Here is a 24176-nt window from a genome sequence, read left to right as displayed (position 1 = left end):
ACAAGATGTTCTATCAAATTATTTCTATGATTAATGTCGAGATGAAGTTCAAAGGAAAAATTTAGTTGGCAACAATAACAGCAAACATTCAAGATAACAAGATAAAGAACAGCAAAATCACGAAAGTTAACCATTAATTCAGCAAAAAATAACAGATTTCTGTTAGGATAAGCCGTTACTACTTACAGTCAGAAAGGGATATATAATGAAAAATGTCATTATTATTACAGGAGCAGGTCGCAGAATTGGTTTAGCATTAGCACAATCCTTGGCGATGCGCGGCGAAAATTTACTGATCTCTTATCGTTATCCTTATCCTCAACTTGAACAATTACCAGCAAATGTCAGCAAAATTCAGGCAGATTTCTCCACATTATCCGGTATCGAGCATTTTATACAACAAGTGAAAAAACAATGCTCTTCAATCCGCGCAATTATTCATAATGCTTCAGCTTGGCAAGCAGAAACCTCAGAAGCCGATTTATTACAAGATCAACAACTATTCCAATCTTTAATGAGAATTCATGCAGAATTACCTTATTTACTTAATCGTCAATTTGCGGATTTATTAATCCAATACGCTCACCAACAACAACGTCCCGCCGATATTATTCATTTAACCGATTTTGTCGCTCTAAAAGGCAGTCAAAAACATTTAGCTTATGCTGCTAGTAAAGCGGCATTAGAAAACTTAACTCTCTCCTTTGCTGCAAAATATGCACCTTTGATTAAGGTAAATAGTATTGCTCCTGCTTTAATTGCCTTCAATGACAATGATCCGCCCGAATACCAACAACAATCAAAACAAAAATCGGTAATGCAGAAAGTAGGTGGTTATGCAGAGATTATTAAAGCTGTTGATTATCTGTTATCCAGTGAATATGTTACAGGCGAAACTTTACAAGTTACCGGTGGTCGTCATTTAAAATAAACACTAAATAGTATCTAAATAATATTAATTCTTATTTTTTTAATTTAAATATAAAGCAATTGAGATTTATTCTTTTTTAATTTCTAAATAAAAATTATTCCTATTGTTTTATATTAAAATAATTAAAAAATTGTTTTATTTTTGCTAAATAAATCGTTAAAATCTCGCTGAATTATTTATTAAGAGGAATAAATTATGTTAACACCAGCTATGCTTGATAAATTAAATCAGCAAATCAATTTAGAATTCTATTCATCTAATCTTTATCTACAAATGGGAGCATGGTGTAATGAGCATGGCTACGAAGGTGCCAGCGCATTTTTACTTCGTCATGCTGAAGAAGAGTTACAACATATGCAAAAATTATTTTCATATGTTAGTGAAACTGGCGCATTACCAATTCTAGGCGAAATCGAAGCACCAAAACATGACTTCCAATCTTTAAAAGAATTATTTGAATTAGTGTTAGAACACGAAAAATTCATCACTGAAAAAATTAATCAATTAGTTGAAGTTAGTTTCACTGAAAAAGATTATTCAACATTTAACTTCTTACAATGGTATGTTTCTGAACAACACGAAGAAGAAACTTTATTCAAACGTATTTTGGCGAAATTTACCCTTGTTGGCGAAGATCAACGTGGTCTTTATTTTGTGGATAAAGAACTTGCAGCGCTTTAATAGAATAAGAGGAGAAAAATAATGTTATCGCAAAAAATTGTGGATATGCTTAATGCACAAATGAATTTAGAACTTTATTCTTCAAATCTTTATTTACAAATGAGTGCATGGTGTACTTATCAAGGTTTTGAAGGTGCTGCTAAATTCTTACGTGAACACGCAGATGAAGAATTACAACATATGCGTAAATTATTCACCTATTTAAACGAAACCGGTTCTACTACTCGTTTAGAAAAAATTGCAGCTGTACCACATGAATTTAGCGGCTTAAAAGAAGTGTTTGAATTAGCGTATAAACACGAAAAACACATTACCGCTAAAATTAATGAATTAGTTTCAGCAACATTTGAAGAAAAAGATTACTCTTCATTCAATTTCTTACAATGGTATGTTGCTGAACAACATCAAGAAGAAACTTTATTCAATAGCTTCTTAGATAAATTGAATTTATTGGGTACTGATCGTAGAGGTCTTTACCACTTCGATAAAGATGTTTCTTCTACTCCTGCGGAATAAGCCTTAACAATAAAGCTAACAACAAAAAATCTGCACTTACAACAAGTGCAGATTTTTTTATGCTCTCTCGACAAGTATTGTCGCACTGCTCACCTGTGCTGTGGTTTGCTGCTTTTGATAATGACAGCTGCGATAAAAAAAGGCGCTTAATAAAATCGCCAACATTACTAAAATTTGGATTAACCGTTTCTTCGTTAATTTCTCTGCCGCCATATGTAAAGTTTTACCTCAAAAGATGTATTTTATGCTTCTTAATAAATATCTTTTATGATACCATTTCTTGCGTTAGATCAAAATTTTTTAGATAATGCTGCCATTTTGTTGCAGCATTTTAGATGAGGTTTTCATAGATGAAAGGACTAGTCGAGAGCCGCGTTGGACGCAGAATTCAATCTGGTGGATGTGCTATTCACTGCCAAGATTGTAGCATTAGCCAATTATGTATTCCATTTACCCTCAATGAGCATGAGCTCGATCAATTAGATAATATTATCGAACGCAAAAAACCTATCCAGAAATCTCAAATTCTTTTTAAAGCTGGTGATGAATTAAAATCACTTTACGCTATTCGTTCTGGCACCATTAAAACTTATACCATTAGTGAAAGTGGCGAAGAACAAATTACCTCATTCCATTTACCTGGTGATTTAGTTGGTTTTGATGCTATTCATAGTATGCATCATCCAAGCTTTGCGCAAGCGCTTGAAACCTCTATGGTATGCGAAATTCCGTTTGATATTCTCGATGACCTCGCAGGTAAAATGCCAAAATTACGTCAACAAATTATCCGTTTAATGAGCAATGAAATTTTAAGTGACCAAGAGATGATTTTATTGCTCTCTAAAATGAATGCGGAAGAAAAATTGGCAGCTTTTATTTATAACTTATCTAAACGTTATTCAGCGCGTGGCTTCTCTGCTAGAGAATTCCGCCTCACAATGACACGCGGTGATATTGGTAACTATCTAGGTTTAACCGTTGAAACCATTAGCCGTTTGCTCGGTCGTTTCCAAAAAACAGGTATGTTATCTGTCCAAGGAAAATATATTACTATCAACGATATGCCAGCATTAGTCGAATTAGCCGGTTCAACAAAAGTTAAACTTCGTTTAGCCATTTAAATAATTAAATTCGCTAATAACTTGCTTTCACTATTGACCTCCTTATAATAAACATGGAACTACTTAATAAGGAGGTTTTTTATGCATTTCAACAATATCCTTGTGGTGATTGATCCGGAAAATCAAAAACAAGCCGCTCTCGAACGTGCTTTACACCTCATAAAACAACAAAATAGTTCACAGCCTGTCACTCTTACTGCCTTTCTCGCTATTTATAATCTTTCTTATGCTGTCAGTGTTACCCATTCCTCGGCTGAACGTGAAGAGATGATTGCTGCGATAATCGAAGATAAAAAAGTATGGCTCAATGAATTACTAAAATCTTACTCTCTTGAAGGGATTCAACTTAAAATTCAGATTGTTTGGGAAAGTAACGAAGCCGATGCAATTGAAAAAGAAATTGTGAAACATCATCATGATTTAGTCGTCAAATTTACTCACCAAGAAGACGATCTTTCTGCGTTGATTTTTACTCCAACTGACTGGCAATTATTACGTAAATCATCTTGTCCAATTTTGATGGTAAAAGATGGTGATTGGCAGCACCAACGCCGTATTCTCGTTGCAGTGAATGTATCTGATGATGAACCTTACCATGATGATTTTAATAAACAACTGGTTGGTTTAAGTATGAGTTTGGCGCAAAGTTTGGATCGCGGCAATATTCATTTAGTTACTGCTTACCCAACTGCTCCAGTTGGCATCACCATGGATTTACCTGAATTTAGCGTTCCTGATTATGGTAATAGTATTCGCGGTCAGCACCTTATCAATATGAAAGCATTACGCCAACATTTTGGTATTGATGAAGATCACACCCACGTTTATGAAGGATTACCAGAAGAAGTGATTCCTAAAGTTGCCCAAGATATTGGTGCGGAATTGGTGGTATTAGGTACTATTGGTCGTACTGGTCTTTCTGCTGTGTTATTAGGTAATACCGCAGAACATGTGATTAGCCATTTAAATTGTAATTTATTGGCAATTAAACCAGCGAAAAATATCCCACCTGAAGCCTAAATAATTAAGTTGATCTAAGAAAGGTCTAGCAATTTGCTAGACCTTTTGTTTAGCATCTTTTAGAGATTAGAATTTATAACTAATAGAGGCATTAATATTACGTCCAGCACCATAATAACAATAATAATCACAGCCTGCGACATAGCGGCGATTGCCAACATTATCAATATTAATTTGTGTACTCCAATTTGGTGTAAATTGATAACGAGCCATTAAATCTACTACTGTTGCTGACGGCACTTCTTTTCCTGAATATAAAGAACCATTACTGGTCACACTCTTGCCAATATAACGTACACCTGCACCAATAGTTAAACCGTTTAACATCCCTTTAGCAAAGCTATAATCTGTTCTCATTGCCAAGGTGTGTTTTGGTATTAATGGATTGCGAATATCACCTGTTGTTGTACGGGTAACTGATTTAAGATAAGTATAAGCTAAAGCCATATTCCAGTTATTAACGATATTAATATCAGCCTGAACTTCAACACCTTTACGATAAACAGGATCCTTATTACTTACTGTTGCACCAACGTCATTTGAAACTAAAGCGCCTTTATCTTTCGCTTTAAATGCTGCCACTGTAATAGAACCATCTAACCAATTTGGTAAATATTTGATCCCTGCTTCATATTGATGCGTAATATTTGGATCATAAAGCTTTTTATCTCCACCCAACCCTGTTGGTAAGTTGAAAGATTCACTATAACTAATATATGGATTTAAACCAAAAGGCATTTCATACATTAATGATGCAGAATAAGAAGTGTGATTATTTTTTACTGATTGCGTGGAAGTATATTCATCCTGTTTTGCACGATCATGACGAATACCCAAATTTAGTACCAAAGTATCAAACAAGCGGCTTTGATTTTGTAAATATAAACCCAATTGGCGCGCTGTAATATTGGTATGAGGCGCACTACTTACATCTTGAGCTTGACCGTAACTAAGCAGTGGATTGAGTAGATTAACGGCTGGAGTTTGACCATATAGTGTATAAAGCCCTTTCACTTTCTGATAACGATAATCTGAACCAACAACCAAAGTATTTTGTAACCATTCATTGCTATATGTCCAATTCAAGTGATTATCAACATTATGACTAGTAGATGTTCCATCATTAAATACAACCCCACGAGTTAGCATATATCCCACTGCACTTGGTGCTAATGGAGACCAATCTGCATTATATGCTGATGGATAAGCATAAGAACCACGATGGAAGTTATTAACATATGAATAACGATAGCTACTGCTAAAAGAGAGATTATCAGTAAATTGATGATTTAGCTCATAACCAATATTGTATTGACGATTATATTCGCGATCATTAATTGGATCCCCTAAGTTAGTGGAGCGACTGATATATTCTCCATTAGGAAATGCCACTAAAGTTCCTTCTTGAGGTAGGAAGTTTGAACTAGGAATTCCTTTATCAAATTGATAGCTAGTTAATAAAGTTAAACGAGTACGATCACTGATATCCCATTCAACTGATGGTGCAAAATAGAAAGTGCTATTTTTAGTACCTTCCCATTGACCATCTTTTGCACCATAAGAACTCACTACACGATAACGTAAGCTCTGATCACTATTCATTGCACCAGTATAATCCGCGGCAAAACCATATTGTGTATTGTTACCCATATTGAGCTTAAACTCACCTTTGCCAATTTGCTCTTTATGCGGACGTTTTGTAACATAGTTCAGTAAACCACCAGATTGCGCCGCACCAAACGTCATTGCATCAGCACCTTTCGTGACTTCAATCGCTTCAAAAGCAAAAGTATTGGTATAAGGCGTGAAGAAACCATAGCTAAACAATGGTAAACCATCGATTGCTTGTGTAACTTCTGCCCCTCTTACCCTAAACCAGTTGGTATTAGTATCTTCACCAAAAACTTGATTAGAAAATCCTGCTTGATAACGCCCAATTTCATCAGTTTTACTTACCCCTTGCTGATCAAGTTGTTCACGAGTAATTGCTACTGCTGATTTCGCTTGATAAACCGGTACTTCACCCATTCGATACATTTAACCAGCTACCACATCAATCCCTTCAAGCTCTTGTGTTTGTTCTGCTAAAGCAGGATTTAGCGTTAAACATAATGCCGTCGATAACAGCGATAATTTAAAAATGTGTTTTTTCATTACAAAGTTCCTTAGGTTATAGAAATTAGAATATTAATTATTATTTTGCTTTTACACTGAAGGTGTAAGTGCTATAAAGTTTGCGTTTTTGACAAACTTTTTGATCTGGGTAAGGCATCTCATAACTAGCCTTAATTTTCCAAGTTCCTGCCAACGCTGGAATAAAATTCACTTTTCCTTGCGCGTCAGTTTTACCAGAAAAGGCTTGTGGCTCACGATGATCGTAAACTGCTTTCTCATCTAATTTGGTAAATTCATTGGTTGTACCGATCACAACCACCTCTTTCGCAGGTTTCCCGTTATACAGTACCTGTACTGGAAAAACTTCTAACGGTTTAATATCGGTTGGATCGACTAAAGGGACGATTTCTAACGGTAAGCCAACTGGCTCAATCGCAAAATCGCTAACATCTACACCAGTATTAATATAGGTAGTAGCAAACATACTCGACTCTTCACAATAATTTGCATCTTGCATTTGTGTCAGATTTTCACGTTTCCAACCCTTCTCATTTTTTGACCAGAAAGTTGGTTTATAGCTACCTGAAATCTTATATTCCGCCTTTGCTAAATTATCTTTAGTCACATAATGATAATTTTCACCCTGTTGCGTTAAGGTAACGGAGCTACCATCAGTTTTGTGCAATACTAATGGATTCAAAAGATTTAAACGGCTCTCTGCGACTTTTTCACCCAATGGGAAACTATCCCCATAACCAAGTATAGCTTGTAATGGCTTACCTGCTTCAACTTGCTGCCCATACGCCCATAAATCATGTGCTTGTGTAATAGCCGGAATTGACATTACACATAATGCGCTGATTAAATGTTGCTTTTTCATCATTTTTCTCCTCTTTTTTGTGTTAATAAAATCGATTACAACTTTCTCATCAATAATAAGAAGTAACTGCCGCCTAATAAGGTTGCCACTAATCCCGCTGGAATTTCATAAGGAAATAACCATTGACGCCCCAACCAATCAGCTACTATCATAACACCTGCACCTAACAAGCTAGCGGTAATAAGCTGTGCTTTAGCACGATGAAAACCGAGCGAATAAGCTAAATGCGGTGCTAATAAACCAATAAAACTTAAAGTTCCGACAATTAAAGTGGCAAATAGCGTTAACATAATTGCTAAGATAAATAACACTGTTCTTGCTTGTACCAAATGTATGCCGACAGACTGTGCCACTACAGTACTAAGGCTTAATAAATCTAACCAACGGCTAAACAATAGACTGATCATTAAACAACTAACTGCTAAAACTAATATCACATAGGCAATCGTTGGTTCGGCAAAATAGGTTGAACCCGAGCCCCAACTTAATAATTGCAACGCTCTTGGATCACCGCTTGCCACCAAGATACGCAACACTGCATCAAACAGTGCAGACAAACTAATTCCGGTTAATAACACCTGCTCTGGCTGCAAACCATTACGGCGATTAATTAACCAAATTAATAACAAAATAAAGCCAGCACCTATCGCACCAAAGATCACCAATTGACTTGTCACAAGAGCACCAGCAACAAAAATAGCGATAAGAACACCAAAACTAACGCCTGATGTAATCCCAAGTAATTCCGGACTTGCCATTGGATTACCGGTTAAACGTTGTAAAATCACACCCGCTAAAGCGAGCATAATGCCTGCGGCAATCGCATACGCAATTCGCGGAAAACGCAATTCAAATAAAATTTCATTAAAGCTAAAAGACCAGCTATCTTGGTTTTGCCCAACACAAAAAGCGAGCAACAACCCCATTAATAGTAATAGGCTAAGTGTTTGGTAAGAAAAAATTGGCTGTTTGGAAGTTAAATGAGTAACAGTATTTTGCACTCGTCCATATTGCTGACGCTGACGAAAAACTAACCAAAGCAGTAGTGGTGTACCGAATAAAGCGGTTACCGATCCTGTTGGTAATTGCAGCTGCCAATAATGATCGATCAATTGCAACACTAAATCCGTCATTAACAATAATGCTGCCGCAAAAAAAGCGCTTTGCCATAATAAAGTGGTAAAACGGTATTCGCGATATTGGCGAACAATGGTCGTTGCCGCTAAGCCAACAAACGCTAAAATACCAACACGACTTACTACAATTGCCACTAAATAGGCAGCTAAAATCACTGTCAATATACGAATACGTTGTACATTTACTCCTAAACTTTTCGCATTGCTATCTTGCAATTGAAAAATCTGTAATGCTGGACTGAGATAGATTAATACTGCCAATGCAGGTAATAACAATGGTAGTAACGTCAAACTGGCAAACCAGCTTTCTTGCACTAAAGAACCACTGCCCCATACCAATAAGCCACGACTTTCTTCCGGGTAAAATAAAGTGAGTAAAGCGGAAAAAGCGCCGAAATAAAAACTGACCACTAATCCTGCTAGCACAATTAATAAAGGCGAAATCATTTGTCGCCACGCTAATAGCAATACAATAGCTAAAGCAAATAATGCCCCAATCAAAGCCACTACTGTTGAGCCAATTTGTAATACTATCGGGAAAAATAAAGTAGCTAAATATAAAGCGAATTGAGCACCGCTACTAACCGCTAAAGTACTATCTGATGCTAACGGGTTATTTATGACTTGTTGTAACAATAGCGAGGCGCAGCCTAAGCAAACTCCTGCTAAAATCGCCATTACTACTCTCGGTAAAGTAAAATTTAGCAGCAATAATTGTGCCATTTCCTTATCAGTAGCTGTTTGCCATTCTGCTATCACTACCGCAATAAACAACACTGTTACAAATAAACTAAATAATAAGACTAAACGTTTAACACTTACCATATTTCACCTCCAGAGGTAAAACCGTTCACCAAAGCTTGAGCTAAACGCTGCATTGACGGCAAAGCACCAAATGTCCATATTGATGGCAATACAATTGGATCTTTTGCTAAATGTAAGGAATGCCATAATGTATTATTGGCTAATTCATCAGGAATATTGTTAGGATAAGGTTTAATCACAATTAAACGTGCATGATCAAACTGCGCCAACTGATTCAGCGAAATTTGCGCGGTACCCCAAAGATTAACTTCCTGCTGCCACGCATTGGTAAAACCTAATTTTTCAATCACCACACCCGGCAAACTCTGCTTACCATAAACACGCAAATGACGCCCATCAATAAATTGCACCACTAATAACGAGCGTGTTGTATATGGTTGTAATTGTTCCTTACTAGCACGAAATACCTGTTCAGTTTCTGCAATAAGTTTCTCTGCTGCGGCTGGTTCACCGACTGCGGTTGCTAATTGTCTGGTTGCTTGTAACTGGTTTTGCCAAAAATCTCCAGCTTGATAAAAATTAATACGTGGCGCTTGCTGCAATTTACTCAAATAAACTCGATTCGTTTCAACCGCTGGTTGATACATATCGCTATTCGGAAAGATTTCAATAGATAATGTGGCTAATAGCTCTTTATTTGGTTGCAAACGTGTACCTAAATCAATAACGTGACGCGGTAATGTAGGCTCTGTTACCCAAGTTTGATAGCTCTGTTTATCACCTACGGCAATAGGCGTTATGCCTAAACCTAACAAGGTTTCGGCAACAGTCCAATCGAGCGTAGCAACGCGCGGTTGCGCCGCTAACGGTAAACTGATTAAGCCACAACAAAGCCAAATAATACGCCAGATCTGCTGCATAAATTCCTCTTTAAAAGAAGGCGATTGGCGTTTGATCTACTGGGTGTGACTGTACTTGTAGATCAATATGATAGATTTTTGCTAAGGATTCAGGCGTCATAATTTGTTGAGGTGTGCCTTGCATCAATAATTTACCAGACTGCAAAGCGACAATGTGATCGCAAAAACGTGCTGCCAAATTAATATCATGAATCACAATAATTACCCCAAGATTCAGCTGCTGTACTAACTGTTTAATGAGCTGCATAACTTCTACTTGATGAGCAATATCCAAAGCCGCTAAAGGTTCATCTAACAGCAAGAATTGGCTTTGCTGCGCTAATAACATCGCTAACCAAACACGCGAACGCTCGCCTCCCGATAAAGTATCAACAAATTGATCGGCATAACGTGTCATATTGGTGCGTGCTAATGCTTCAGTAATTACTTGTTGATCTTGTTTTGGATTACTTCCTAATAATCCATGCCAAGCATACCGCCCCATTTTGAGTAATGCGGTTACGGTAAGATTGTGAGCTTGTGGTAAATGTTGCGGCAAATAAGCGACTTGACGAGCAAACTCTTTATTTTTCCATTGGTGAATTGGCTTATTAGCAAATGACAATTTGCCGTTACTCGCGCTATGCTGACGCGCCAGTAATTTTATTAATGTGGATTTCCCTGACCCATTTTGCCCAATAATTCCATAAATTTTACTAGTAGAAAATTGTAATGAAATTGGGTGCAACAGAACTTTTTCATCCAAGCAAAAGGAAACAGAATCTAATTCAAACACAATTCACCTAACTTTTAATCATCCTTTATTAAAGTTGGCGGATTTTATTTGATAACAATTCTCATTTCAATAGAAAAATAAAAATTTTTTTATTCTCTGTTTTATAGATAATTTAATAACATCTGTGTTTTTTAAGATCATAGTCAAAATAGTGATGTAAATAGATTGGTATGTAAATGATGTTATCAGGTTGTACTTGACAGAAACCCTCTTCAAGATTGAAGAGGGTTGGGAGATTTGAAAAAAAATCAATTACTTAAACTGCCACGATAATGCTAAACGCAAGTTATACGAACCAGTGCGTCCATGACCAAATTCTTTCTCAGCATCAATAAACACATTAGTCTTTTCACTGACATGCGCGTTGTAGCCAACACCAACAGCATACCAAGTACCTCTCGTATTCCAACTGGTGTGATAATCCCCAGTACGGTCACTCGCACTAAATGAACGTTTGCCTAAAAACTCATGCATAATATTGCCTTTCGCATAAAGACGATTATCGCCACTCTCATCTAATAATCGCACAATATCCACGCCAGCACGACCAATTAAACTTTTCGCATGACCGAGTTTGACATCAATATCATTGCTAGTGCGATAATCTGCGCCGGTTAAATAAGCAAATTGCAGTTGCGCTTGCGGTACCAGATACCAACGTTTGTTATCATCAATAAATTTGCGATAACCATGTTCTGTGCTAGCAGTAAAGAGGTAATTCTTATAACTGCCTTTACCCCAAAGGTTGCCATTACTCATCATTGATTGATAATGGTTGTGTAATGCACCAACTCTTAACACATTATCATTGTAGTAACTGTTATCACCAGCTTGGTTATTCCATTGGTTAGTGTTATAAAGGCTTAATTCATACTTCTTAATATTGCCTTTACTCCATTCATCCACTAATCTGGCTTTGCCATAACCATAAGTGAAGCTTAAACCCCATTTTTGTTTTTTCTCGTCATTGTTATAACGGAATTTGTCATAACCAATTTCATAGTCATTGTTATTTAAACTAAAGCGGTCTGTTGCTTTTAAGCGCGTATGCGTACCTCTTATCCACGTCCCTTCTTTAATGTCATTGAGTGAATAAGCCCGTTCTCCTTCTCGTTTGGTGTAAGTATCAAGCGTAAAGGCATAACCTGCACTTGCATCTAACATTCTGCCAATATCGACTGTATTACGGCTTGGCGTATTAGTACGGTATTTCACTAAATAAACATTTTGACTGCCGTCACCACCATAAGTGGTATTAACATACTCATTACCCGGTTTCGCTTTACTTAACGCATTACCGCCATTAAAGGCAAGATTATAAGCTTCGCGATTATCTGGGTCGGTGGCTTGGTCTGAGTATTCAACGGTTAAAGCTTGTTTCATTAAACGATGTTCATCAGTATATTGTTTGCCAGCAACAAATTCATTTTGTGACTGTTGTACCGTAGCAAAACGCAAACGGTCGCCGTAATTCATACTTTCAATCACGTCACGTTCATTCTTAATGACAACATCTTGTAGTGTGCTTGTGCCTTCCTTGATATAGAGCATATCGCTGCCTTGACCAGTTTTATTTAAGGTCATTAGGAATTGATTTGCACCAGCGAGTTTATCAATATGCAATGCTTGACCAGCTGAGGCGCCTGCTGAAGTTGGGCTCACATCCACTGTTCCTTCACCACGCAATTCACTCACCCAACTTTGTCCAGTCATTTGCCATAATGAATCTTTTGCTAACGTCAATACAGTGCGGCCTGCTGTATCAATTGTAATAGGTGTCGGTTTTGCTGGCGCATAACTATTTAATGGGAAAAGCGTATGATGTGCTTCACTTTGTACATTCGCATTATCAATACGTCCGATTAATTGGCTATTTGGTGTTAAGGCAATATCGGCAACCCCTTGATTAATCGCCACCGTATCTCCTTTCATCGTTAAGGTGCTGCCTTTAGATTTCACCAAGATTTGTCCGCCATTCGCCAATAAATCTCCGCTAATTTGGCTCTCTTTGGCATAGTTTAATTGCACCATACCTGCAGAATATGTCGCTAATGGTGCAGATAATTTAAGACCACCATTAACCACTGCTTCACTGTCTGCTCTAACATCAATTCCTAACATCGTGGCATCAATAATATTGTAACCTTGCTCCGCAGTCAGTGTAGTTTTACCGGCAGCACCCGCTAAAATACCTCTATCTGCACCTAACAATTCATTATTGCCGATGGTTGCTTGTAATAAACTCTCACCATTTCTATCAGCGTAGAATGCGGTACTATCTACAGATGTTGAGTTGTTATTATCATTTATTACAATGCGATTGTTTGCGCCTGTTAGAGTTAAACTACTCTTCTCATCTTGAGTAATCAAGCCATAAATAGGAATAGTTAAATCTTCCGCTTTGGCTTGTTGACGATTAATTGCAATTTGATTGATCCCTGATAAAGCAGTTAATACAGTTGCTCCACCAGTATATGTAGAAATACCATATTGTGTTGCTTCGATCAGATTATTACCCTGTTCTGCAGCTAATTTAACGGTACTGTTTCTCGTTGAATATATTCCTCTATCTGCACCTAACAGCTCATTATTCTCCGTTGCAGATAAAATTACCTGTCCACCAGAAACAATCGCATAACTATCCGTATCCTTTGATTGATGATTATCGTTAATATAAATCAGATTTCCTTTTGCTTGTAAAGTTACTTCAGATGTCACATCAACAACATGAATTCCTCCTATAGTGGTAACAAGATAATCTGGGGAAGCTTGTTGTGGATTAATGGTAATTTGGTTATAACCTTGTTTTGCCACCAGTGAAACTGCCCCAGTATTTGCCACAAAAATACCTCTTAATTCCGGTTTAGCTTCCACCGTATAGTTTGGCTTTTCGGTATCATCTTGCATCACCACAATTTGATTATTCTCTTGCGTTGCCTCAATATTTGTTTTACTGGAATCTCTGCTATAAACACCTACAGAAAGTAATGTTTTATTTGTATTTGCCGTTAAGGTATAAGCATTAATGCGACCTACTTCAATATAATTTCCCTTTGCTATTAGATCAGTTTTACTGTTATCAAATGTATAAATACCTCTAAGATATGAGGAAGTATCTGCTGCATTTCTCGTCGTTGTTTTATCAAGATTATGCACAATAATTCGGTTATAGCCATTTTCTGCCTGTAAGCTTAATTGACCATTTTCCGATGCTTGAATACCTCTACCATAATGCATGACCATATCTTTCGCTAATATTTCATTATTACCATTTAGTGCAATAATTGAAAGTCTTGAATTCCCTTCGAAAGGAATTAATTCTTCACCAGCTGCTGCCAATCCTGCAAAATCATAATAACGATTATTTGATGAAGTATTACCTAAAGTAAAATCAAAAATATTCTCTTGCCCTTGAATAGTAATATGGCTATATTGCATCGAAGATATACCATATATATTTGCCAATTCAGTATTAATTGGAGTTTGAAATATCGGGGAAGTATTTAATTTAAAGATATTACGACCTTTTGTTGCAGTAATAGCAACCTTAGAATCAACGGCATAAACAAATTGCGAAGTGTGCGCATATCCTTGTCCATAAGGCGCTAAAACAAATATATTATCAAATAACGATGCATTAATATCTATGTTTGAATTGGCTTCTGTTCCAATAACACTTCTTAGCGCACCACCATTAATTTCACTATTAAATCTATTGCCTTGTCCATCTATTTGAATTTTTCCTCCACGTTCAGCATCTACGGCAACAGAAACATTGTAAGTAGAAAGATACTGAGAGGAAAAATAATTCCAGCCATTAGGTGCGGCAATTTTTAGTGTTCCTCTATCTACTCTTATTGTCCCCGGCCCATCACCACCAACTCGAGTATCTGATTTTGCCAAAATAAAATTAGAACCTTGTTTACTTAATACACTAATTTCACCTGGTTTTGTCATCCAAATACCCAATGATTTTCCTGCAATAATATTATTATTAACAGCTTCAATATTAATAATGCCATTTTCTCGTTGTGTTAAGAAAATCGCGTTATCAGTAACACCTTCTGTACCAATGGTATTGCTTTCATTGTGAATTGAGATATCGCTGTCATTACCATTAATCCCATTAGCATAATCCCCTTCGGCAGCAAAGATAGGATTGGCGATAGCTAGTAATATTGCGGTAGTGATAAGTGTAAGCGGAAATTGAAAATAAGCTGATAAGGCAGTTGCATTAGTTAATACTATTTTGTTAGGGGGGGGGGTAATTTGAGAATTTGCCGCCGCTTTTACTGCGCCGGTTTTGCCTTTTGCTCGAGTATTTTCTGAAGCACACTGCCATAACTGCCTAACGGCATTCCACACTAAACGATAGGTATGATTCATAATAGCTCCTTATGTTGTGTTGCGAAACTCACTGTAAAAAGAAAGGTCAAGTTAATTTGTTGTAACTTCAAGAAACAAACAAAAACTCACTAACCGTTATCATACTGCGCTTTTTTATCTTTTTGTCAATTTTTTAAAGCTATTACCAATCTTTTTTAATATTTTGTGAAATAGGACACGTTTTATCCAAAAATAGAACATTAACGGAAAAAATAGTTGGCAGGAAAAGTACAAGGATCTGATAGATTAGTACAATTTTAACGACCTCTTAGTAGAGGTCGTTACAAAGACTAACAAATTTCTGTTTGCAGATAAGTCAAACGATCAAGGTTGGTAATGAAATGCCCGAGTTCTTGCTGTTCTGGGCGGTGCACATACGGAATTTCCCCTAATAAAGGCGCATCAATCACTTGATGTAACAATTTAATAATTTCCGCATAATGCCGTAAACAAGGGTTAATACGATTTGCCACCCAACCTACTAAAGGCACACCGGCTGCCATAATAGATTGTGCGGTTAATAGCGCATGATTCACACATCCCTCTTTAATCCCAACAACCAAAACCACCGGCATTTTATGCTCTTGCACCCACTTATCAAAAGTGATCTCTTTATTGATTGGCGTTAACCAACCGTAAGTTCCTTCCACTAATACTGATTGATAACGTGAAGTTAAATGGGCAAGATCACGATCAATTTTATTGATATCAATATTGCTCACTTCATCTAGCGCCGCAAGCACCGGCACGCTGCTTTCAGTAAACGTATAACTATTAACTTCTTGATAGCTGACAGGTTGATCTGTACTCGCCATTAAGGTCTTCACATCTTTATTATCTTCGGAATGATCAACTTCAAGCTCATCTTTTAATGTTTCTGTATAAATACTGTCTTCTTCGCCGCAAGCAATAGGTTTATATCCGACAATTTTTACACCTTGTGATTGTAAAGCCTGAATAATTGCTCGGCTAACCACAGTTTTCCCGACATTTGTATCCGTTCCTGTTACAAAAAAACAGCTCATTGCTTCTTCCTTTTTTTCAAAAAACCGTCGCGCATTATAATGGAGTTCATTTTGCTAGAATTTGAGCTAACACAATTTTTCGCAGATTTATCCTGAATAAAAAGTACTCTTTAGCGGGAATTTAACACTTTTTTGATGTGGTTCAGTATTTTGCCCAATCAGCAATAGCAAAGATTAGGCAAATCTACAAAAACAAAAAGCGCTTTTGACCAGAAGCCAAAAACGCTTTTTCCAATTTAGTGATCTTAGTTGTTATTACGTTTTTTTCTAAAATAATGGAACGCTAAATATAATGCCAATAAACCTAATAAAATATAAATGCCGGTTTGCCCTTTGCTAATTTGTTCTTTAATCCAATCCAAATTGTGCGCACCATGATAGCCCAAATAGACCCAAATCGGTACTGAGATAATCGCTGCGGCAAAGTCTAACAAGACAAATCTGACATAACTAATGCGGTGGGTAATTCCCGCCACCATATAAATCGGCGCTCTTAAACCGGGTAGGAAGCGAGCAACAAATAAAACACGATTACCATAACGATCGAACTTTTCACGCACTGCCCGCATTGTTTTAGGTTTTAAAATACGGCGTAATGGACGAAAGCGTAAAATTTTTACACCATAAATGCGCCCTAGCCAATACATTGTGCTATCGCCGATTAAAACCCCTAACATACTAACAATTAGCATAATATGCGGATTAGCATAACCTAACCCAGCAATAATGCCGCCAGATACTAAGGTAATATCTTCCGGAATCGGCACACCAAACCCACAAATAATTAATACAAATAAAACAGCGAAATAGCCGTAATTACTAAAAAATTCAACTAATAATTGCACAACAAGCTTCCAAATAAAAAACGAAAAAGTTAACTGAAATTATTGAAATCGACTGTTATTTATCAGTTCGCTATTTTGCCTTCTTTAGCTGCGAATTACTACCAGAAATTGTTAAATTCTTGATATAGGTAAAATAAGGAATTTGTTGATAAGTTGGTTCAACTTACTGACAAACCTAAATTTGCCAGAATCTTTATAAAAGACCATTGGGTTCCCTCTTACTCTTGCCTAAAAATCTTATCGTAATGAGGATTAGCAAGAGTGTGAGGGTGTGCTTTCTTTTGCTTCGTTTTCTTTGTACAAGCAATGACCCGTAGGGTGAGCAAGTGAACGAAGTACACTTGCGAATAAAAGTAGGTCGCCCTTTAGGGCGAAACCTTAATAAAAACATTGCTTTTTCAGGTAATTTCTCTATAATGCCCCCGCTGATTTCATTCAGCATCAATTTCGTCAAGCCGCTGGGTCGCCTGTGGCTTGTTTTATTTAACGACCTAGTATTTTAGGTTTTAACTAAAGAGATATAAAAATGTTTAAATTTAACGCTGAAGTTCGTCAAGCGCAAGGAAAGGGTGCGAGCCGCCGCTTGCGTAGAAATGGTCAAATTCCTGCTATCGTATATGGCGGTGAAGAAGCACCAGTATCAATCGTTTTAAATCACGATGAATTAAATAACGCTCAAGCACAAGATTCATTCTATTCTGAAGTTATTACTTTGGTTATTGATGGCAAAGAAGTTGCTGTTAAAGTACAAGCTATGCAACGTCACCCATTCAAACCAAAACTCGTTCACATTGACTTCAAACGTGCTTAATTCACTTTGTTAAAAAAAGAACACCAACAAATTTGTTGGTGTTTTTTTATCTAAATACAGATCTTTTCCTTTGATATATGATGAAAAAAATCGCTCTTGGCATTACTTATAACGGTTCTGGTTATTTTGGCTGGCAAAAACAACAATCGGTACAAAGTATTCAAGGCGAGCTAGAACGCGCCTTAAGCATTGTTGCTAATGAACCGATTGAGATTTTTTGTGCTGGACGTACTGACGCTGGCGTTCATGCTACTGGACAAGTAATTCATTTTGAAACCAATGCAACACGCCCCTTACAGGCTTGGACATTTGGTACTAATGCACATTTGCCTGATGACATTGCGGTAACTTGGTCGCATCAAGTTGATTCTGAATTTCATGCACGTTTTAGCGCATTGTCACGTCGCTATCGTTATATTATTTATAATCAGCCGCAACGCCCCGCTATTCTTGCTACCGGTCTTACCCATTACTATCAACCATTAAATGCAGAATTAATGCATACGGCTGGGCAATTTTTATTAGGGGAAAATGATTTTAGCTCGTTCCGCGCGGCACAATGTCAATCGAAATCCCCCAATCGTAATGTCCACTATTTAAATGTGACACGAAAAGGCCACTATATTATAGTAGATATTCAAGCAAATGCCTTTGTTCATCATATGGTGCGTAATATTGTCGGCAGTTTATTAGAGGTCGGAGCAGGTAATCAACCGCCAGAGTGGATCGCTTGGTTATTACAACAAAAAGATCGTACCCTTGCGGCACCAACTGCGAAAGCTGCTGGTTTATATTTAGTTGAAGTCGCTTATCCAAACCAATTTGGCTTACCGAAAAATGCCGTAGGGCCACTTTTTTTAGCGGATTCAATTGAGTAAGCACAAGGAAAAGATACTCAATTCCTTAATTTTATGCTTTAATAACGCCCGCATTCGCAGTCATTCCAACATTGGAGATAAATAAATATGAGCTGGATTGAAAGAATTTTTAATAAAAACCCGATTTCAGGCGCGCGTAAATCGAATGTTCCTGAAGGAATTTGGACTAAATGTACTGGTTGTGAACAAGTTCTTTATCGTGAAGAATTAACACGTAATTTAGAAGTTTGCCCGAAATGCGGTCATCATATGCGTATTGATGCACGTACTCGTCTGTTGGCATTGTTAGATCCTGATAGCGCAGTCGAACTAGCTGCTGACCTTGAACCGCAAGACATCTTAAAATTTAAAGATTTAAAACGTTATAAAGATCGTCTTTCAGCTGCACAAAAGCAAACCGGTGAAAAAGATGCGTTAATTGCTTTTTCTGGCAAGTTATATGAAATGCCGATCGTTGCTGCTGCATCTAACTTTGATTTTATGGGCGGTTCTATGGGATCTGTCGTTGGTGCAAAATTTGTGAAAGCCGCTGAAAAAGCGCTAGAAGACAATTGCCCATTTGTTTGCTTCTCTGCTAGTGGCGGCGCGAGAATGCAAGAAGCGTTAATTTCATTAATGCAAATGGCGAAAACTAGCGCAGTATTAGCAAAAATGCGTGAACAAGGTGTGCCATTTATTTCTGTATTAACCGACCCAACACTTGGCGGTGTTTCTGCAAGTTTTGCGATGTTGGGCGATATTAATATTGCTGAACCAAAAGCGTTAATTGGTTTTGCTGGCCCACGTGTTATCGAACAAACTGTACGTGAAAAATTACCTGAAGGTTTCCAACGCAGTGAATTTTTACTTGAGAAAGGTGCGATTGATATGATCGTACATCGTAAAGAGATGCGTCAAACTTTAGCAAGCATTTTGGCTAAATTAACCGGTCAACCATCTCCATTTAAAACTCCAGAGTTGGTGGAAGTGGGAGAAGAATAAGCACTTTTTATTACTAAATAGATTTTTCGCTTTAATTACCCCTGTTTATTGCCATAAACAGGGGCTTTTTATATTTTAATCGACAGTCAGCGGATTTATTGTAACTTTTATACCATTATTCACGTAGTTTTTTTACCTTTCTCTTATTGAGAAACCCCTCTGCTGCTTTATAATATCGTCTTCATTTCTTATTAAAATTCATCATTATGTTTGCAATCCAAGAAGCCTATAAAGCCGGGCTATTACAAAAAAAATATTGGCTCAATAATCTCGTTGCTGGTGTGATTGTCGGTGTGGTCGCTTTACCTTTAGCAATGGCGTTTGCAATTGCTTCTGGCGTTAAACCTGAACAAGGCATTTACACATCTATTATTGCTGGTTTAGCCGTTTCTCTCTTTGGCGGTAGTCGTTTACAAATTGCCGGCCCTACCGGCGCTTTTATTGTGGTACTTTCCGGTATTACGGCTCAATATGGCGTTGAAGGCTTACAAATCGCTACCCTAATGGCAGGATTAATCCTTTTTGCTTTAGGTATTAGCAAAATGGGCGTGATTATTAAATTTATTCCAGCACCAGTTATTGTCGGTTTTACCGCCGGAATTGGCGTCATTATTTGGGTGGGACAATGGCGTAATTTTTTCGGATTACCTGAAATCAGCGGCCAACATTTTCATCAACAAGTATGGCAATTATTGCAAGTGTTTCCTCAACTTCATCTTGCTACTACTTTATTAGCGATTGCAGCATTATTATTAGTTTTATATGCGCCCAAAATTAAATATCTCCATCGTATTCCAGGCCCTTTAGTCGCTTTAATCATTATTACTGTGATTCAACAATTTGCGCAATTTGATGGCGTAAAAACTATTGGTAGCGTTTTCGGTGGTATTCCGCAAGGATTACCTGAATTCTCTATTCCGCGTTTAGAATGGAATCAAATGATTACCTTAATTGGCCCTGCGTTTACTATTGCGATGTTAGGCGCAATTGAATCTTTGCTTTCTGCGGTAGTAGCAGATGGTATGGCAGGCACAAAACACCAATCTAACCAAGAATTAGTTGGACAAGGAATTGCAAATATTCTTGCGCCATTATTCGGCGGTTTTGCCGCCACCGGGGCAATTGCTCGTACTGCAACCAATATTCGTAACGGCGGTAATAGCCCATTAGCCGGTATTATTCACGCAATCACATTAATCATTATTTTGGTAGTATTAGCACCATTAGCGTCCAATATTCCATTAGCTGCATTAGCGGCAATTCTTTTTGTTGTGGCGTGGAATATGAGTGATGTACGCCGTTTCTTAAATATGGTGAAACGTGCACCGCGTGCGGATGTAGTCATTCTCTTGATTACCTTTTTCCTCACTGTTTTTGCCGATCTGGTAATTGCGGTGAATATTGGGGTAATTCTTGCTACGCTCTACTTCTTAAAACGAATGGCATCAAGCGTCGAAGTTTCACCTAGCAGCGCTCGTGAAATTAATGCTGAATTGAACAGACAGGGTGAAAATAGCGCGTTACCTGATTCAGCATTAGTATTTGCCTTAGAAGGGCCATTTTTCTTTGGTGCAGTGGAAAATTTTGAACGTGCATTAGCTGGTACAAATACCGATGCGAAATTTTTGATTATTCGTTTAAAATGGGTGCCATTTATTGATATGACCGGCATTCAAGCCTTAGAAGATGTGATTCGTTCATTGCATCGTCGTAATGTGCTTGTTATGTTTTCTGGCGCGAACAAGCGTGTCGATCGCGAATTGAAAAAATCAGGCATTATCCAATTAATTGGTGAAGAACATTATTTTGCGCATTTTGAACAAGCGCTTGAACACGTCATTGAATTGGATAAACAAGATCAAGCAAATAACAATGCTTAATAAAATACAATAAGTAGTTAATTATGGCAGAAAATTCACCTAAACAAGCACCAAAGAAACAACGTCCAGTGCTTAAGGATAGATTTCTCTCTTTCTCCGTTAAACTGGGAATTACCGCCGTTTTTATGGTTGGTTTTTATGGCATTTATTTGGACGGGAAAATCCGTTCTAAAATGGATGGTCAGATCTGGCAATTACCTGCCGAAGTTTATGGGCAAATTCCGACCATTAAACAAGAAACACAACCCTCTTTGGAAGAGGTGAAAAAAAGTTTAATCGAAAATGGTTATCGGCAAACTTCTCTGCTCGCTGCGCCGGGTGATTTTAAAATTGATCAAGATACGATTGTGTTAATTCGTCGTGCCTTTGCTTTTCCTGAACACCCTGAACCACAACGTGTTTTGCGTTTACGCTTTCAGCAACAACAATTAACGGCAATTGAGGACTTGGTCGCGCGTAAAGTTGTGCCAGAGTTTCGCTTATCACCAAAATTAATTGCGATGCTAAATTCTGAAGATGAAGAACGCTTAGCAATTCCTTTGCAACAATATCCACGCTTTTTAATTGATACTTTAATTTTAACGGAAGATCGTAATTTCTTTTCTCACGATGGTGTAAGTTTTATCGGTATCGCTCGTGCATTAATTAATAACTTGAAAGCAGGACATACCGTACAAGGCGGAAGTACACTCACGCAACAACTGGTGAAAAATCTTTTTCTTAGTAATGAGCGTACTCTTACCCGTAAATTTAATGAAATCATTATGGCGATTATGTTGGACGCTCATTATGATAAAAATCGCATTCTTGAAACCTATCTTAATGAGATCTATTTAGGGCAAAGCGGCGATACACAAATCCATGGTTTTGCCTTAGCGAGCCAATTCTATTTTGGTCGTCCAATTCAAGAAATTAACTTAGATCAGATTGCGTTATTAGTCGGTATGGTAAAAGGGCCGTCATTATATAATCCTTGGCGCAATCCTGAAAATGCAAAAAAACGTCGTAATACAGTGTTACAACTTATGTTAGAACACAATATTATCGACAATGCTCTCTACCAAATGTTAAGCCAGCGTCCATTAGGTGTACAGGCACAACGTCCGATTCAACAACCACAACCGGGCTTTATGCAGGCGGTGCGTCAAGAATTGAATCAACTGTTAGGAAATAAAAAACTTAATTACCTTTCTGGTGCGCGAATCTTTACCACTTTAAACCCTGAATTACAAACACAAGCTGAAATCGCAGTAATCAGTGGCACAAATCAGTTGAAATTACAACATAAGATTCCTGATTTAGAAGCGGCAATGTTGATTGCTGATTATCGTACTGGTGAAATTCAAGCATTGGTCGCTGGTACTGATGTGCATTATGCCGGTTTTAACCGCGTATTATCTGCAAAACGCCAAATTGGTTCACTTGTCAAACCGTCTGTTTATTTGACTGCTCTCTCTTATCCAGAACGTTTTGCATTGAATACGCCAATTAAAAACCAACCAATCAGTATTCCATTAAAAGGTCAGCCAGCTTGGCAGCCTCGTAACTATGATCGTAAATATAGCGGATCAGTGACATTACTCAATGCATTAGTGCGTTCTTTAAATATTCCTACTGTTAATATCGGTATGGCAGTCGGGTTGGATAATATTATTCGCAATCAAAAAAGTATGGGGTGGGATCAGGCGACTATTCCGCGCGTACCATCAATGTTACTCGGCTCTTACTCAATCTCGCCATATGACGTCACTAAACTTTATCAAGTAATTGCTAATAAAGGGGCAAAAGTCCCATTAACGACAATTCGCAATATTGTTGAACGCGATGGTCATCAATTCTATCAACGTACGATTAATCCTGAACAAGTGGTAGCGGAAGAAGCGGTTATAGAAACGCTCTTTGCAATGCAACAGGTGGTAGATCGCGGTACTGCACGTAGTTTACAACCACAATTTGCATCACTACATCTTGCCGGAAAAACAGGAACGACTAATGATGGACGCGATACTTGGTTTGTGGGTATTGATGGTAACAATGTGACTACCGTCTGGGCTGGTTTAGATAACAACCGTAAAACCAAATTAACTGGAGCTTCTGGCGCATTGCAAATTTATAAAGCCTTGTTAGGCAATATTGAAGTGGCTCCATTAAAACTACCATTAACCTCAACTTTGAAATGGGTTAGAGTCGATAGCCATGGTAGTTGGGCATGTAATGGCGGCGGACAAGAAATTCCTGTATGGATCAATTACAACCCTTGCGGTTCTGGTGAAACTCAACCTAGCGATACGCAACCAAGCATTTGGGACGCATTGCAGTTAAATGATTCTGTTGATGAAGCGACAGAAGATGATACACCAGACAATAATGGTAATAGCAATAATAGCAACGGTAATAATGTACCTGTTGAGGAAGCTGTTCCTGTTCAGTAATAACAAAAAATTAAATTTGAAATAATGATGTGAATAATGTCCTTAGATTGACTGTAAACGATGTATTCAGATTATGAA

General features: G+C 37.6%; 19 protein-coding genes. 10 read left to right on the top strand and 9 right to left on the bottom strand.

The window, feature by feature from the left end; all coding sequences use genetic code 11:
- Positions 1–205 precede the first annotated feature (205 nt).
- From folM to ftnA (NYR30_RS05105), 3 genes are all read left to right on the top strand, one after another.
- The gene (gene folM / locus NYR30_RS05115) at positions 206–931 is read left to right on the top strand and encodes a dihydromonapterin reductase (protein WP_066112774.1); all 726 of its coding nucleotides are present in this window, start codon (positions 206–208) and stop codon (positions 929–931) included.
- Between the two features lie 195 nt (positions 932–1126).
- The gene (gene ftnA, locus NYR30_RS05110) at positions 1127–1612 is read left to right on the top strand and encodes a non-heme ferritin (protein WP_066109290.1); all 486 of its coding nucleotides are present in this window, start codon (positions 1127–1129) and stop codon (positions 1610–1612) included.
- 21 nt (positions 1613–1633) lie between these two features.
- Positions 1634–2128, top strand: a complete 495-nt coding sequence (gene ftnA / locus NYR30_RS05105) for a non-heme ferritin (RefSeq protein WP_066109292.1) — start codon at positions 1634–1636, stop codon at positions 2126–2128.
- Positions 2129–2185: 57 nt separating this feature from the next.
- Here ftnA (NYR30_RS05105) and NYR30_RS05100 read toward each other — a convergent pair whose 3' ends face one another.
- Positions 2186–2341 carry a hypothetical protein gene (locus NYR30_RS05100; RefSeq protein WP_197495433.1) on the bottom strand — a complete coding sequence of 52 codons (156 nt, stop codon included), beginning with the start codon at positions 2339–2341 and terminating at the stop codon, positions 2186–2188.
- Between the two features lie 137 nt (positions 2342–2478).
- On the opposite strand from NYR30_RS05100, the gene fnr reads away from it, so the two are divergent.
- Together fnr and uspE are read left to right on the top strand one after the other, a co-directional pair.
- On the top strand, positions 2479–3249 hold the full coding sequence (gene fnr, locus NYR30_RS05095) for a fumarate/nitrate reduction transcriptional regulator Fnr (RefSeq protein ID WP_066110372.1): 771 nt from the start codon (positions 2479–2481) through the stop codon (positions 3247–3249).
- 81 nt (positions 3250–3330) lie between these two features.
- Positions 3331–4269, top strand: coding sequence for a universal stress protein UspE (uspE, locus tag NYR30_RS05090; protein ID WP_066112775.1), 939 nt, complete (start codon positions 3331–3333; stop codon positions 4267–4269).
- A gap of 66 nt (positions 4270–4335) precedes the next feature.
- Here uspE and NYR30_RS05085 read toward each other — a convergent pair whose 3' ends face one another.
- The 8 genes from NYR30_RS05085 to NYR30_RS05050 all read right to left on the bottom strand — a co-directional run bounded on the left by NYR30_RS05085 (position 4336) and on the right by NYR30_RS05050 (position 17116).
- A complete protein-coding gene (locus NYR30_RS05085) occupies positions 4336–6306 on the bottom strand; it encodes a TonB-dependent siderophore receptor (protein ID WP_302502205.1) in 1971 nt (656 codons plus the stop codon).
- Between the two features lie 157 nt (positions 6307–6463).
- Complete coding sequence (locus tag NYR30_RS05080; RefSeq protein ID WP_231923822.1) at positions 6464–7267, bottom strand: DUF4198 domain-containing protein; 804 nt, start codon at positions 7265–7267, stop codon at positions 6464–6466.
- 32 nt (positions 7268–7299) lie between these two features.
- Positions 7300–9225, bottom strand: coding sequence for a Fe(3+)-hydroxamate ABC transporter permease FhuB (gene fhuB / locus NYR30_RS05075; protein WP_066112778.1), 1926 nt, complete (start codon positions 9223–9225; stop codon positions 7300–7302).
- Positions 9219–10085 (bottom strand): iron-siderophore ABC transporter substrate-binding protein, encoded by an 867-nt coding sequence (locus tag NYR30_RS05070; RefSeq protein ID WP_066112779.1) that lies wholly within the window; start codon positions 10083–10085, stop codon positions 9219–9221. The genes fhuB and NYR30_RS05070 overlap by 7 nt, the downstream gene beginning before the upstream one ends.
- A gap of 10 nt (positions 10086–10095) precedes the next feature.
- On the bottom strand, positions 10096–10860 hold the full coding sequence (locus tag NYR30_RS05065) for an ABC transporter ATP-binding protein (RefSeq protein ID WP_066109310.1): 765 nt from the start codon (positions 10858–10860) through the stop codon (positions 10096–10098).
- Between the two features lie 252 nt (positions 10861–11112).
- Positions 11113–15246 (bottom strand): autotransporter outer membrane beta-barrel domain-containing protein, encoded by a 4134-nt coding sequence (locus tag NYR30_RS05060; RefSeq protein ID WP_302502203.1) that lies wholly within the window; start codon positions 15244–15246, stop codon positions 11113–11115.
- A gap of 290 nt (positions 15247–15536) precedes the next feature.
- The gene (gene bioD / locus NYR30_RS05055; protein WP_066113686.1) at positions 15537–16271 is read right to left on the bottom strand and encodes a dethiobiotin synthase; all 735 of its coding nucleotides are present in this window, start codon (positions 16269–16271) and stop codon (positions 15537–15539) included.
- A 245-nt stretch (positions 16272–16516) separates the two neighbouring features.
- Positions 16517–17116, bottom strand: a complete 600-nt coding sequence (locus NYR30_RS05050) for a DedA family protein (protein WP_066110397.1) — start codon at positions 17114–17116, stop codon at positions 16517–16519.
- Positions 17117–17642: 526 nt separating this feature from the next.
- On the opposite strand from NYR30_RS05050, the gene rplY reads away from it, so the two are divergent.
- From rplY to mrcB, 5 genes are all read left to right on the top strand, one after another.
- Positions 17643–17927: a 50S ribosomal protein L25 gene (gene rplY, locus NYR30_RS05045; protein ID WP_066110060.1), complete on the top strand. Its 285-nt coding sequence runs from the start codon at positions 17643–17645 to the stop codon at positions 17925–17927.
- A gap of 80 nt (positions 17928–18007) precedes the next feature.
- Positions 18008–18805, top strand: coding sequence for a tRNA pseudouridine(38-40) synthase TruA (truA, locus tag NYR30_RS05040; protein WP_302502202.1), 798 nt, complete (start codon positions 18008–18010; stop codon positions 18803–18805).
- Between the two features lie 87 nt (positions 18806–18892).
- Positions 18893–19786: an acetyl-CoA carboxylase, carboxyltransferase subunit beta gene (gene accD, locus NYR30_RS05035; protein ID WP_066110056.1), complete on the top strand. Its 894-nt coding sequence runs from the start codon at positions 18893–18895 to the stop codon at positions 19784–19786.
- Positions 19787–19992: 206 nt separating this feature from the next.
- On the top strand, positions 19993–21666 hold the full coding sequence (locus tag NYR30_RS05030) for a SulP family inorganic anion transporter (RefSeq protein WP_066110052.1): 1674 nt from the start codon (positions 19993–19995) through the stop codon (positions 21664–21666).
- Between the two features lie 23 nt (positions 21667–21689).
- On the top strand, positions 21690–24098 hold the full coding sequence (gene mrcB / locus NYR30_RS05025) for a penicillin-binding protein 1B (protein ID WP_066113687.1): 2409 nt from the start codon (positions 21690–21692) through the stop codon (positions 24096–24098).
- The last annotated feature ends 78 nt before the right edge of the window (positions 24099–24176 follow it).

Source organism: Gallibacterium salpingitidis, from assembly GCF_030517105.1.
GTDB lineage: Bacteria > Pseudomonadota > Gammaproteobacteria > Enterobacterales > Pasteurellaceae > Gallibacterium > Gallibacterium salpingitidis.
Note: the sequence above shows the minus strand (reverse complement) of the source record. Positions and strands in the feature narration are given on the sequence as shown.

Bases quoted from the DNA above. Each gene is read 5' to 3' on its own strand.
- folM (WP_066112774.1), top strand. From the start codon at position 206: ATGAAAAATGTCATTATTATTACAGGAGCAGGTCGCAGAATTGGTTTA.
- ftnA (WP_066109290.1), top strand. From the start codon at position 1,127: ATGTTAACACCAGCTATGCTTGATAAATTAAATCAGCAAATCAATTTA.
- ftnA (WP_066109292.1), top strand. From the start codon at position 1,634: ATGTTATCGCAAAAAATTGTGGATATGCTTAATGCACAAATGAATTTA.
- NYR30_RS05100 (WP_197495433.1), bottom strand. From the start codon at position 2,341: ATGGCGGCAGAGAAATTAACGAAGAAACGGTTAATCCAAATTTTAGTA.
- fnr (WP_066110372.1), top strand. From the start codon at position 2,479: ATGAAAGGACTAGTCGAGAGCCGCGTTGGACGCAGAATTCAATCTGGT.
- uspE (WP_066112775.1), top strand. From the start codon at position 3,331: ATGCATTTCAACAATATCCTTGTGGTGATTGATCCGGAAAATCAAAAA.
- NYR30_RS05085 (WP_302502205.1), bottom strand. From the start codon at position 6,306: ATGTATCGAATGGGTGAAGTACCGGTTTATCAAGCGAAATCAGCAGTA.
- NYR30_RS05080 (WP_231923822.1), bottom strand. From the start codon at position 7,267: ATGATGAAAAAGCAACATTTAATCAGCGCATTATGTGTAATGTCAATT.
- fhuB (WP_066112778.1), bottom strand. From the start codon at position 9,225: ATGGTAAGTGTTAAACGTTTAGTCTTATTATTTAGTTTATTTGTAACA.
- NYR30_RS05070 (WP_066112779.1), bottom strand. From the start codon at position 10,085: ATGCAGCAGATCTGGCGTATTATTTGGCTTTGTTGTGGCTTAATCAGT.
- NYR30_RS05060 (WP_302502203.1), bottom strand. From the start codon at position 15,246: ATGAATCATACCTATCGTTTAGTGTGGAATGCCGTTAGGCAGTTATGG.
- bioD (WP_066113686.1), bottom strand. From the start codon at position 16,271: ATGAGCTGTTTTTTTGTAACAGGAACGGATACAAATGTCGGGAAAACT.
- rplY (WP_066110060.1), top strand. From the start codon at position 17,643: ATGTTTAAATTTAACGCTGAAGTTCGTCAAGCGCAAGGAAAGGGTGCG.
- truA (WP_302502202.1), top strand. From the start codon at position 18,008: ATGAAAAAAATCGCTCTTGGCATTACTTATAACGGTTCTGGTTATTTT.
- accD (WP_066110056.1), top strand. From the start codon at position 18,893: ATGAGCTGGATTGAAAGAATTTTTAATAAAAACCCGATTTCAGGCGCG.
- NYR30_RS05030 (WP_066110052.1), top strand. From the start codon at position 19,993: ATGTTTGCAATCCAAGAAGCCTATAAAGCCGGGCTATTACAAAAAAAA.
- mrcB (WP_066113687.1), top strand. From the start codon at position 21,690: ATGGCAGAAAATTCACCTAAACAAGCACCAAAGAAACAACGTCCAGTG.